Below are 13,657 nucleotides of genomic sequence, written 5' to 3' on the forward strand. Positions count from 1 at the left end.
ACAACTATTTAAAAAAGTGATTGCCGGCTCGGGGTAGAGCCGGCAAAAACTAAGATAGAAGCAAGTTCTATCAGGGACACAACTTTTAGAAATTACCTCTTACGATGAAGCTGTAACGACTATCGTTAACAAACACGCCTCGAGTACGCAGATCGCCCTCTTGGTTTATTTGCATACGCGTTACGCTTTCTGTATCGGTAATATTGGTCGCTTGAATACCTACTTGGAAGCTGTCATTCACTTCATAGAATACAGAAGCATCTAGGAAGCCTGCACCTTCACTGTATATCGGAAGCGAAGTAATAACATCTTGAGTAGTCAGCAAGTAGTCTGAACGCCAGTTATATGCCAAACGCGCATTTACGCCATATTTTTCATAGAAAACAACTGCGTTCATGTTGTGTTGAGACAAACCTTCAAGCGGCAAATTATCAAACTGAGGTAAGGTTCTGTTAGAGCCCCCTGGGTTATCCGGAGATAAATTGGAGTTCTGAGAACCTTCGTCGTCTACGTAGGTATAGTTAAACTGTGTACCAAGTCCGTCAAAGCCCTCTGGTAGGAAGTCAAAGAATTGCTGATAGGCAATTTCAAAACCTTGTATCTTACCTTCGTCACCATTACTAGGCCCACGCACCTGAACTATCTGAGTTGCGCCATTATTGGTAAATTCACGCTCACTTACACCGTTGATGAAGTAATTTTCAATATCTTTGTAGAACAATGATGCGGTGAGTGAACTCGCTTCTGCAAAATACCATTCGAAGGTCAAATCGAAGTTATATGATTCCATTGGCTTTAAGAATGGATTCCCTGAGTTTGCGGTGTAGCGGTCAAATTCAGCAGATACAACTCGTGGCTGACCATTTACTATGTCGTTCGGATCAACGACTTGCGTTAGATCTTCAGCGTTAATCTGTACAAAGTTACGTAGCAAACCAAGTTGCGGTAATGCGATTGACTCTGAAAAACCGAAACGGACTAAAAACTCTTCGTTAACGTTTAACTTAACGTTGAAACTTGGCAATACGTTAGTGTATTCAGATGAAGCGACTTGCTCAGTTGAACCCGCATCACCGAATGCAGCCTGATCCGCTGGTAGCACATTGAATGGTGAGGTTGCATCATCTGGCACGTTATCAGGGAAGGAAACAAAACCAGCGGTATCGTTTTCTATCTTCACGTAACGCAAACCGAAGTTACCCTGATAATCCATATCGCCTACTTCGCCATCGAAGTTTGCTTTGAAGTACAATGCAGTACTTTGCTCTTCTGTTTCATTGATTTCGTTTGGCGTAAAGTCTCCGATTGCACCATCTCTTGCTGCAAGTGGGCTCCAGCCATCAGCATGTGCCACTGCTGCCAGGGCACTAGTTGCGCCACGGTAGTTAACAGCTAAGTCCATTGCAGGGAAAAGCAGACTATTACCACCTTCGATGTCAAGAATGCCACCTTTACCAAAGTTGTCGAAACTAATTTCTTCATAAGCTAGATCAGCGACTTCTGGATCGTCAAACCAACCGATACCGCCGGCAGCCCAAGCTTCAGTAAGGTTACCCCAGTTATAGGTAGATTCGCGCGTGGTTTGATCTCTATCAGCATAACGAACACCGGCACTGATTGAAGTAAACAAGCCACTTTCTAAAATATATTTAGCATCGAAACGATATGAGCTCTGTTCGCCTTCGTTATCTGATACATGATCCATCGCGGAACGCCAAAAGGTCCAACTTGGGTTCGTAAAGTGGTTGTTTTGAGGCCCTGGGTTGTCAGCCGAATAACCTGGATTAAACAGAGATACTCTTGGTACACTGCCTTGTGTTAAGTCAAGACCAACAGTGGCTCTGCTTGCGCCTTGGAGTTGAAAATCTTGGATTTGATTGTCGGACTCTATATGCTGAATATCGAAGTTGAAGGCCCACGAATCATTAGGATTATATTGAACGTTTAAGCTTAAGTCTTGTACTTCTGAGTCGTCTAAGCGAGCACGAGCACCCATTGCGTGCTGAGCACCAAACACGCCACCTGGGAGTCTTTCTGGTTCATCATTGCCGCGCCAACCTGCAGTTGAGCTAATAACACCTTGCTGGAAATAGCCTTCGTCATCAAACTCGTAGCTTGTGCCTTCAGCAGGAACAAGATCCCTGAAGTTGTCATCAGCTAGTTCGATAAAGTTTTCGGTCCAAGACAAGCTCGAATCTGAACGTATAAATTCTGCAGTAACATTTAATGTATCTTCAGGGTTTTCCCATTGAACAACAGCTGCAAAGCCGCGACGTTGACGATCATCTTCCTTGCGAGCAAGGCGCACTGAGCGTGGAACGAAAACTGTTTGCCCGTCGTATTGCGCATTTTGCTCTTCAAACTGACCAACCTGAGTTGCGTCTGAGCGTGCTTTGAGTTCAGAAGCAGAAGCATTCAACAACAATCCAAATTTACCTGCATCGGTTTCGTATACATCACTGTATAAGAAAGAAAAGCTCGGCGTCATTTTTTCAACGAAATCGGCATAAGTCGCGTCGACAGAAAACGCTAAAATACGCTTGCCAGAATCGAAAGGTTTTTTGGTGTTCAGGTTTACTGAACCGGCAATGCCACCCTCAATCATGTCTGCGGTTTGGTTTTTAAATACTTCTACAGAACCAATAAGTTCTGGCGGAACATCTTCGAAACTAAGACCACGACCAGAGTTTGCGCTGAAAGTATCACGACCGTTGAATTCGCTTCTAACCTGAGTCAAACCACGAACAACAAGCCCAGAGCCCTCGGTACCGAAATGGTCAGGGTCGTTTGGCGCAGCGAATCGACCGATAGCCACACCAGGTACTCTTGAAATAGCTTCAAGTACACTTCTGTCTGGTAATACGCCGATATCCGATGCTGACAGAGCGTCAAGAAGTGTTTCGCCTTCTCTTCGCATGTCTTGCGCTTTGATTAAGTCTCCACGTACGCCTCGTACATCGATGACTTCAACCACTTCTTCATCTTCGTCGGTTGCTACTTCTTGCGCATATACCTGCGCAGAAGTTACGCCAATAACTGCAGATGCAAGCAATGAATACTTAAATAGTGTATTCAAACCTTTTGCGTTTCTTTTATTGTATTTTGACATCAGTCTTATCCTAGTGTGTGCCTAACTGCTACTTTTTATGTAATCGTTTTCATTGCTGTGCAAAAAAAACGCTCACAAATTGATGAAATGCTTAAAAATCGTACAAAAACGTCGAAAACATCTAAACATATTGCCAACATAATAATGATTTCACCAATTGTCAATACTTTGTTAATTTATTGTGTAAGCGCTTTCTTGTTGAGTTTTTAGTTTGGTAATTATGAAATTGTATTTTTAGGATGCTCTTGTAGGCCAATAAAAACAGGCTTCTACACAGTTGATTCACAGCTAAGTAGTTGAATTTGGTAAAAGTAATTTACTCAGAAAATTGGCTCTCCAGCCGTTTTTAGGTAAACGATTTGTTATATTAAATTGTAAACGATTACATTTTGCGATAACGTAGGCCTCATTATTACATAATTACTGTTTTAATTTTTATTAATATTAATTAAAACAATAGGTTATACATTTGTACATAAATGAGACTTACTATTAGTTCATATTTTGTGCAAGCAACATGTGCGTTATCAAAGTGCTAACGCGCCCGTCGGCCTGAAAATAAATGAAACAAAGTGAATAACATGAAAATTTCTTTGATAGATGTATCAATAGTACTTGCATATCTGGTCGCCATTGTGGCTATTGGTTTCGTTTTGAAAGCGCGTGCATCAAAGGATATGCAAGCGTATTACCAAGGTGGGAAGAAATTACCTTGGTACATGCTTGGTCTATCCAATGCTAGCGGCATGTTCGATATTTCAGGCACGATGTGGCTGGTTACTTTGTGTTTCGTATACGGCTTGAAAAGTATCTGGATACCGTGGTTGTGGCCTGTATTTAACCAGGTGTTTTTAATGGTGTATTTGTCGATGTGGTTGCGTCGATCGAATGTTCTTACCGGCGCCGAATGGATGCGCACGCGCTTCGGCGACGGGCAGGGCGGTAAACTCGCACACCTAGTGGTAGTGCTATTCGCCATTATCGGTGTTCTCGGTTTCCTTGCCTATGGTTTTGTTGGGATTGGCAAGTTCATTGAAATATTTATTCCGTGGGAAACAGTATCGCCTTATTTGCCTTTCGATTTAGCTGACGAAAACGTGCCTTATTTTTACGGCATCTTGTTTACTTCAATTGCTACGCTTTACGTTATGCTCGGCGGGATGATGAGTATTGTTTGGGCTGATGTGCTTCAGTTCACGATCATGACTTTCGCAGCGCTAGCTATCGGCATCATTGCGATGGTTTCTATTACGCCAGAGATGCTTGATGCGGCAGTGCCAGAAGGGTGGGCAAATCCTTTCTTTGGCTGGACACTGGACGTGGACTGGTCGGGTAAAATCGACGAAATCAACGAAAAAATCCTATCTGATGGCTATTCGTTGTTCAGTATCTTCGTCATGATGATGGTATTTAAAGGGGTATTAGTAAGTGCTGCTGGACCGGCACCAAACTATGATATGCAGAAGATTTTGGCAACGAAGTCTCCGCGCGAAGCAGCCTTAATGAGTGGCTTCGTATCCATAGTGTTAATGCCAATTCGCTACTTCATGATTGCTGGTTTCACCGTCCTTGCAATTGTTTTCTACGACAAGTTAGACCTGATGTCGGGTGGCAAGCTCGATTTTGAAAACATCCTACCAAGCGCCATTCTTGAATTCGCACCTGTTGGCATTATGGGCATTTTATTGGCGGGCTTGATTGCAGCCTTTATGTCTACCTTTGCATCGACAGTGAACGCGGCTCCTGCCTACTTGGTGAACGACATCTATTTACGCTACATCAACCCAAGCGCGTCAAACAAAACGCTTATCCGAGCGAGCTATTTAGTGTCGGTATCGGTTGTAGTGATCAGTACCATTATTGGTTTGTATGTACAGAGCATCAATAGTGTTCTGCAATGGTTGGTATCTGGGCTATGGGGTGGCTACGTCATTTCAAATATTTTGAAATGGTATTGGTGGCGTTTAAATGGCCTCGGTTATTTTTACGGTATGTTGTCGGGTATTGTTGCAGCCTTGGTGTTCCCACCTATATTCAAACTTATCTTCCCGGATGTTGCTGGCGACATCGTGCCGCTCACCGTATTTCCGCTTATCTTGGTCTTTTCGGGTCTTATTTGTGTGCTTACAAGCCTGTATACCAAAGAAGACGATCGAGAAGTGCTGAAGTCCTTTTATAAAACCGTAAACCCTTGGGGTTTCTGGGGCCCAATCAAAGCAGCTGTTTTGAAAGAAAACCCAGACTTCACGCCTAATCCACACTTCAAACGCGATACGCAAAATATCGTGGTTGGTGTAATTACGCAAACATGCTTGGTAGCTTTGCCCATCTTTATCGTGATTAAAGAGTGGCAATCGATGTCGGTTACCATGGCGATACTTCTGATAAGTGCCTTAGTCTTGAAAAAGAACTGGTACGATAATTTAAGATCAACAGCATTATGAGCAATTTAAATAAAAAATACGGTCATTTTGATGACGCAAATTACGAATACGTTATCACTAGTCCATTCACCCCAACGCCTTGGATAAATTATCTTGGAAACGATGGTTTTCATGGCTTGATTTCGAATACTGCTGGTGGGTATTGTTTTTACCGAGATCCTAAATTTCGTCGTCTAACGCGCTATCGTTATAATAACGTGCCAGTGGATACAGGTGGTCGTTATTTTTATTTCAAGACTGATGATGAAATGTGGTCTGCCTCGGGTCGTCCTGTTGAGACCGAACTTGATCACTTTGAATGTCGGCATGGCATGGGCTATAGCAAATTCTTGGCAACCAAAGGCAACATTAGCTCTGAGTTAACCTGTTTCGTCCCTCTTGGCGAAACCGCTGAAGTACATAAGTTGATCGTAACAAATAATGGTTCTAGCGCGACTGACCTTAGCATGTTCTCATATATCGAGTGGTGTTTATGGAACGCAGAAGACGATGGTGCCAATTTTCAGCGCAACCTGTCGACCGGTGAAGTTGAGATTGAAGGCAGCACACTTTTTCACAAAACCGAATATCGTGAGCGTCGCGATCACTATTCCTTCTTTCATGTCAATCAGCCTATTACTGGCTTTGATACTGACCGCGAATCATTTTTAGGGCCATACAGGGGTGTTCATAAACCGCTAGCAGTAACTAATGGGCAATCTACGAACTCTAAAGCTCATGGCTGGTCTCCTATTGCCTCACATCACGTTAATATGAAGCTAGCACCCGGTGAAAGTAAAGAATTCATGTTTGTTTTGGGCTACGTTGAAGTAGCGCATGAGCAAAAGTGGGAAGCACCAGGCGTTATCAACAAAGCACCTGCGAATGAGCTGATAGCAAGGTTTGACAGCACTGAAAAGGTTGATGCGGCGCTTGCAGCACTAAATACCTACTGGCACGATTTGTTGAATAAGTGTCATGTAAAAACCCCAGATGACCGCTTTAACCGAGCCTTGAACATTTGGAATCAATATCAAAATATGGTGACTTTTAACCTATCTCGAAGTGCTTCATTTTATGAGTCTGGCATTGGCAGAGGTATGGGATTCAGAGATTCCAACCAAGACACAATTGGTTTTGCACACATGGTGCCAGAAAAGGTAAGAGAGAGAATACTCGACCTTTCGGCCACACAAAAAGCAGACGGGTCAGCATATCACCAATATCAGCCTTTAACGAAAAAGGGTAACAGTGCAATTGGTGGTAACTTCAACGATGATCCTATGTGGATGGTGTTTTCGACCTGCAATTATATTAAAGAAACTGGCGACTTCAGCATACTCGATGAGTTAGTCCCTTACGATAATGACGAAAGTAATAAAGCAACTCACTTCGATCACTTAAATCGTGCTTTTAATCATGTGGTGAATAATTTGGGGCCGCATAAGCTTCCTTTGATAGGTCGCGCAGACTGGAATGACTGTTTGAATTTAAACTGTTTCTCGACAGATCCAAATGAATCTTTCCAAACCACTCAACGTGGTGATTCGAACGTAGCTGAATCCCTCATGATTGCTGGGCAATTTGTAGCTTATGGTCAAGAGTTTGTAAGTCTGTGCAACGAGCTAGGTAAAGGCTCACTCGCTGAAAGCTGCCAGCAACATATTGATGCAATGAAAGCAGCGATAGATGCGCATGGCTGGGACGGAGAGTGGTTTCTTCGTGCTTACAATGCACTTGGTGATAAAGTGGGTAGTAAGGATAACAAGGAAGGTAAGATATTTATTGAATCTCAAGGTTTCTGCGTTATGGCCGGCATCGGCTTAGACGACGGTAGGGCAGCCAAAGCATTGCAGTCAGTTGACAAGCATCTTGCGACTGAACACGGCGTAATGCTGCAACAACCCGCGTATTCCGAATATGATAAATACCTTGGGGAAATTACCTCTTATCCTCCAGGTTATAAAGAAAATGCCGGTATTTTTTGTCATAACAACCCATGGATTGTGATTGCAGAAGCGATGCTCGGGAATGGCAACAAGAGCTTTGACTACTTTTCGCGTATAACCCCATCATTTTTGCAAGACATACAAGATTTGCGTAAAAGTGAACCTTATGTCTATAGTCAAATGGTGGCAGGAAAAGATGCCGCAACACCGGGGCAAGCGAAAAACTCGTGGCTAACGGGCACCGCGGCTTGGTGTTATTATGCTGCCGTTCACTATATTCTGGGTATTCAACCGGACTATAAAGGCTTGGCATTGAAGCCGTGTTTACCCGAAGCTTGGCCAGAAATCGAAGTGACTCGTGCATATCGCGGAGCCACTTATCACATAAAAATGAGCAACCCTGATAATATCTCTGCTGGTGTACTAAGGCTTGTAGTTGATGGCGAAGAGCAAGAATCAAACATTATTGATTATGCTAAGTACCATGGTGAACACAAGGTAGAGCTGACCATATTAAAGGCAAGAGGCTAGCATGAAAGTGTTGATTGCAAAAAAATTTATATTTACGTTTATTTTGAGTCTATTTATAAGCGCTTTTGCTTATTCAGCAGAACTGCAAAAGGATTGGTGGAATATTGCCTACCCTAGTGCATTTGATAACAGCAGCTTGAAGCCTCAGGCGTTTATTAAGGTTGATGGAAATAGACTTGTTGATGCTAAAGGGAGTGCTTTTCTCTTCAAAGGGATGAACGTTGCGGCTCCCGATAAACTTGTTGCCGACAACCAATGGAACAAAGCACTTTTCGAAGAGCTAAAAGACTGGGGAGTGAATGTCATTCGCCTTCCCATTCATCCTATAGGCTGGCGTGCCACAGGCGAACAAGACTATTTGGCGTTAATTGATGAAGCGGTAGTATGGGCTAACGACTTAGATATTTATCTAATTATTGATTGGCATTCAATTGGCTACCTACCAGACGGCTTGTTTCAGCACCCTATGTACGAAACGACAGAACAAGAAACACTGAAGTTCTGGCAAACAATCGCCAAGCGTTACGTGGGTGTGTCAACTATTGCGGTCTATGAAATATTCAACGAGCCAACGGATATTGGCGGTAAGGCGGGCACTGCAGATTGGAAGGAATGGAAAGCATTCAATGAAAAAGTGATTGATGTAATTTATGCCCACGATCGCAATGTCATCCCATTAGTTGCAGGCTTTAACTGGGCATACGATTTGCGCCCAGTGATGACAGACCCGATTGAGCGCCCAGGTATTGCCTACGTTTCACATCCGTATCCACAAAAGGAGCAAGTACCTGATGGTAACAAAGAGACCTTCTTCAAATTGTGGGACCAAGCATGGGGCGATGTGGCTAAAACTCATCCCATCATTGCAACAGAGCTGGGTTGGGTAAATGCCGATGGCTATGGCGCTCATATTCCGGTAATTAACGATGGCTCATACGGGCCAATGATTATTGAATACATGAACGAGCGAAATATTTCATGGGTTGCTTGGTGTTTCGATCCTGATTGGTCGCCAACCATGATCAAGAACTGGGATTTTGAACCCACTCAACAGGGCGCTTTTTTCAAACAGGCACTCCGCTAACGGGGAACTGGGCCAGTACTTTGTCTAACAACTAGTTCAAAAGGTAATTCAGTGATTTTCTGTGCTGGTTTGTTGCCTCTTAGCTGCTCTAGTAGCACCCGCATACAATTTCTACCAATGTCCTCCAATGGTTGACGAATAGTCGTCAACTTTGGATACATCAGCTTAGAGTACGAAATATCGTCGAAGCCAATAACTGAGATATCCTGCGGTATGCGGTAGTCGTATTCACGAAGCGTATTCATTGCACCAATTGCCATATCATCACTGAAACAAAAAACAGCCGTTGGGCGATGGCGTAATCGCAACAACTTCTCCATCGCTTCAATGCCGGATTCAGTGCGATAGTCACCTCGAATAATCAAATTTCGGTTTATTTCTATATTAGCTTCCGTCAGTGCTTGTTTGTAACCTGCAAGACGGTCGAGGGTACTAGGCGTATCTTTCGGCCCCATCACAGCTGCAATGCAGGTATGGCCTAAATCCAGCAAATGCTGCACCGCTGTTCTAGCGCCCGCTTTGTTGTCTATCACTACCTTATAAATATCATCATTCGCGATTTCTTCACATGAATTGACTAATGGCGGCAATTGTTCAGAAATTGGTTTATCTGTTTTCAGAGAAAAAGGCAGGTTTGGTGTGAATATAAGAATACCATCGGCTTGGCCAGAGGTAACCATATCGGCGTAATGCTGCTCGCGCTCCTCTTGGTTTTGAGTATCACCTAATAATACACAGTAACCAGCCTTATGAGCTTCACTTTCAATGGCACGGATAATTCCTGCGTTTACCTGATTTGTGATATCTGGCATAACAACAACAACGTTACCACTTTTCTGGGTGCGCAGACTTGCCCCAAAGCGATTCGGTTTATAACCTGTCGCTTTGATCGCTTCAAGCACGCGCTTACGCGTATCTTCGCTTACTAACTCTGGGCTCCGCAATGTTCGACTTACCGTTGCGGACGACACTCCCGACTGGCTAGCAATATCTTTGATTCCAATTTTGGACACAGCAATATCTCTTATTTTTCAGCTTTACTTCAGCGCGCTTTTTACATTTCGTTGATCAATGAATCACATCGAATGCAACCGTTTACATAAACGGTATGTTTAGTGCGATAGCATAGCATTTGTTAATAAAAATGCATGAAAAAAACAAAAAAACTCAGGTTTTTTTATTGCAATTGTCATTCAATATCTGTACTTTCTATGAAAACGTTTACATTATACATTTTAATAAAAAATATACATCTTATTTACAATAAGTAGCTTGGTTTTACTTCATCAAGCGTTAAAAAGCGAAACGGTAACAAGCTAAACAGTAAAAAGCTAAGCAGTAAAAAGCTAAACAGTAAAAAGCCAACCAGTAAAACGCTATGCGCCAAAAATTAAGCGCAAAAAAGGAACTTCAATGAGCACAGTAAATGCGCAAGCACCCAGTCAGCAACCGTCATATTATCTGCCGCTTGCAATTCTCACCTCTCTTTTCTTTATGTGGGGCTTTATTACAAGTCTAAATGACATCCTAATCCCACATTTGAAGGCTTTGTTCGACCTTACTTATCTTAAGGCAATGGCTGTTAACTCGGCCTTCTTTGGCGCATACGCCCTAGTATCTTATCCCGCCGGTATTATGGTTAAAAAAACCGGTTATCAAAAAGGCTTGGTTATAGGCCTTGTAATCGCTTCAATAGGTTGTGTTGGTTTTGCTATGGCCGCAGACGTGCATCAATATTCAGTTTTTCTATTAGCTTTATTCGTGTTGGCTTCTGGAATAACAATATTGCAAGTCTCGGCCAACCCATTTGTGTCGCACTTAGGCCCTGAAAAGACGGCCTCCAGTCGACTTACACTTACCCAAGCATTTAATAGCTTGGGTACTACTTTGGCACCGGCTTTTGGCTCGGTTTTCATCTTGTCGGTTGCTGTTTTAAGCGCTGAACAACTGGCCCTTTTGGATCCTGAGCAACTTAGCCAGTATTATCTCGACCAAGCCTCGTCAGTGAAATTTCCATATTATTTGTTGGCAACAGTGCTGTTTTCATTAGCGATAATCTTTAGCTTCATAAAGTTACCTAATTTAAAACAAGATGAAGAAGCCGTTATCGACCCCAATGATTCTGTTTGGAAGCATAAGCACTTAATTCTTGGTGTAATCGCAATTTTTATGTACGTTGGTGGCGAAGTGGCTATTGGTAGTTTCCTGGTTAATTTCTTCAAAGAACCAAATATAGCGGGGCTTGCCGAGAAGCAGGGCGCCACTTATGTTACTTATTATTGGGGCGGCGCAATGATTGGCCGCTTTATTGGAGCTTACGTAATGCTCAAGGTTGCGGCAAATAGGGTACTGACCTTTAACGCCATCATGGTGCTTATATTGGTTGCAGTAACGATATTGACTGACGGAAAAGTTGCTATGTGGTCAATCATTGCAGTGGGTTTCTTCAATTCAATAATGTTCCCAACCATTTTTAGTTTGGCAATACACAAACTAGGCGCATTGAGTAGTCGTGGGTCGGGCTTCCTGTGTGTGGCAATTGTAGGTGGGGCCTTGATTCCACCATTGCAGGGCTTGGTTGCAGATTCAATTGGCATTCAGTTGTCGTTTATCGTACCCATATTCTGTTATTTGTATATTGCATTCTATGGTTTCAAAGGTTACAAGCCAAATTAAACGTCTTTATCAGAACACTCTTTCGTAGCGAGTGTGAGTAAAATATCTAAGCGCCTTTGCAATCTATTGTTAGGGCGCTTTTTATTTGTGTTGCACATTTCATGCTAGGCTCTATAGTAATTGAAATATATGGGCCTCATACACGTTCTTTTCTTACAAGAGCGCCTTCCAACATGGGTTTTTGAAGGGTCAAAAATGACTCATTGCTTGAATCATGACAGCAAATTCTATAAGGAATTATATGCGAAAGACTATATTTGGCACACTACTTATCATCAACACTGTTAGCATCGCCCTTGTCTTCTTTGTAAGCTCGCTGTGGCCCTTGGTGTTAATAACACTCCTGCTTTTAGGTCTAGCAATTTATGATAGCCAACAACGTAAGCATGCTATTTTGCGGAACTTTCCTTTACTTGGCAGAGCACGTTGGTTGATAGAGAGTATGCGGCCATTCATTCAGCAGTATATTCTTGAAACAGATACAGGCGGCGCACCAATTAGTAGAATGTTCCGTAATATTGCCTATCAAAGAGCCAAGAACAGTCGCGATACCATCCCTTTCGGTACGCAAGTGGATACCTACCAGTCGGGCTACGAGTGGATTGGTCACTCGTTGTCAGCGCTAAATGTTAACGATATCGACGCTTCCCCGAGGGTCACTATCGGTTCGAAGCATTGCAAACAACCCTATTCGGCGAGTATTTTAAATATTTCAGCGATGAGTTTTGGTTCGCTGAGTAAGCCAGCTTTACTTGCCCTCAACAAAGGCGCAAAACTCGGCGGCTTCTATCATAATACAGGCGAAGGAGGTGTGAGTCCTTATCATCTTGAGCATGGCGCTGATGTGGTTTGGCAGATAGGCACTGGCTATTTTGGCTGTCGCGACGAACACGGCAATTTTGATGCTGATAAGTTTACTCAGCAAGCCTCGCATCCAAATATAAAGATGATAGAAATTAAGTTGTCTCAAGGTGCAAAGCCTGGCCACGGAGGGATTTTGCCAGCAAACAAAAACACCCAAGAAATCGCTGATATTCGAGGTGTTAAAGTGGGTACTCAAGTTGATTCTCCGCCCAGCCATAGTGCATTTAAAACGCCATTAGAGTTAATCCAATTTATTCAGCAATTGCGAGAGTTATCGGGTTATAAGCCTGTCGGCATCAAATTAGCGCTGGGTAGACGAAGTGAATTTATGGCCATCTGTAAAGCCATGGTTGAGCTGAATATCACGCCTGATTTTATTACCGTAGACGGCGGTGAAGGCGGAACCGGAGCTGCGCCCTTGGAGTATTCGAATTCAATCGGCTCGCCCTTGCGTGAGGCCTTAGCTTTTGTAGATGATTGTCTGGTTGGTTTTGGTCTTCGCGAAGACATTAAAATAATCGCCTCGGGTAAAATAATTTCCGGTTTTCATTTGGTCAAAAATCTAGCCCTAGGTGCTGATATTTGCAATAGCGCCCGAGGTATGATGTTAGCCCTGGGCTGTGTACAGTCATTATCGTGTAATACCAACGAGTGCCCAACGGGTGTTGCTACCCAAGACCCATCACTCTATGCGGGTTTAGTACCAGAAAATAAAGCTGTTCGAGTTTTTCAGTTTCATAAAAAAACAGTGCATGCTACTAGCGATATTGTTTCATCAGCGGGCCTAGCATCACCATGTGAATTGAATCGTACACATATCTTTAGGCGAGTGAATCAGCAAAGCGTTAAACGTTACGATGAGCTATTTGAGCATATGCAAATAGGGGGCTTCTTAAGTGGAGATATTGCAACGAAATATCAAATAGACTTTGACGAGGCAAGCGCGCACAGCTTTGCGCCAGCAAAAACCCTGACCACAATCAACCAAGAAACGAAGTCGTTGTGCGACAATAATGCATAA

7 protein-coding genes are annotated in these 13,657 nt (G+C 43.1%); 5 read left to right on the forward strand and 2 right to left on the reverse strand.

Features of this window, described 5'->3' with window-relative positions:
- Positions 1-85 precede the first annotated feature (85 nt).
- Positions 86-3,109 carry a TonB-dependent receptor gene (locus ISG33_RS10630; protein WP_195733567.1) on the reverse strand — a complete coding sequence of 1,008 codons (3,024 nt, stop codon included), beginning with the start codon at positions 3,107-3,109 and terminating at the stop codon, positions 86-88.
- A 581-nt stretch (positions 3,110-3,690) separates the two neighbouring features.
- Between ISG33_RS10630 and ISG33_RS10635 the strand changes: the two genes are divergently transcribed.
- From ISG33_RS10635 to ISG33_RS10645, 3 genes are read left to right on the forward strand one after another with little or no spacing between them, the layout of a single operon-like run.
- Positions 3,691-5,553, forward strand: a complete 1,863-nt coding sequence (locus ISG33_RS10635) for a sodium:solute symporter family protein (RefSeq protein WP_195733568.1) — start codon at positions 3,691-3,693, stop codon at positions 5,551-5,553.
- On the forward strand, positions 5,550-8,012 hold the full coding sequence (locus ISG33_RS10640) for a glycoside hydrolase family 94 protein (RefSeq protein WP_195733569.1): 2,463 nt from the start codon (positions 5,550-5,552) through the stop codon (positions 8,010-8,012). The genes ISG33_RS10635 and ISG33_RS10640 overlap by 4 nt, the downstream gene beginning before the upstream one ends.
- Position 8,013: 1 nt before the next feature.
- Positions 8,014-9,096 (forward strand): glycoside hydrolase family 5 protein, encoded by a 1,083-nt coding sequence (locus ISG33_RS10645; protein WP_195733570.1) that lies wholly within the window; start codon positions 8,014-8,016, stop codon positions 9,094-9,096.
- Here the strand turns inward: ISG33_RS10645 and ISG33_RS10650 are convergent.
- On the reverse strand, positions 9,093-10,109 hold the full coding sequence (locus tag ISG33_RS10650) for a LacI family DNA-binding transcriptional regulator (protein ID WP_195733571.1): 1,017 nt from the start codon (positions 10,107-10,109) through the stop codon (positions 9,093-9,095). The two genes, ISG33_RS10645 and ISG33_RS10650, sit on opposite strands and share 4 nt — an antisense overlap.
- Before the next feature lie 400 nt (positions 10,110-10,509).
- Here ISG33_RS10650 and fucP point away from each other — a divergent pair, with 400 nt between their 5' ends.
- Together fucP and ISG33_RS10660 are read left to right on the forward strand one after the other, a co-directional pair.
- On the forward strand, positions 10,510-11,772 hold the full coding sequence (gene fucP, locus ISG33_RS10655) for an L-fucose:H+ symporter permease (RefSeq protein ID WP_195733572.1): 1,263 nt from the start codon (positions 10,510-10,512) through the stop codon (positions 11,770-11,772).
- 241 nt (positions 11,773-12,013) lie between these two features.
- On the forward strand, positions 12,014-13,657 hold the full coding sequence (locus tag ISG33_RS10660) for an FMN-binding glutamate synthase family protein (RefSeq protein WP_195733573.1): 1,644 nt from the start codon (positions 12,014-12,016) through the stop codon (positions 13,655-13,657).

The sequence above is a fragment of the Marinibium conchae genome, assembly GCF_015595035.1.
GTDB lineage: Bacteria > Pseudomonadota > Gammaproteobacteria > Enterobacterales > Alteromonadaceae > Glaciecola.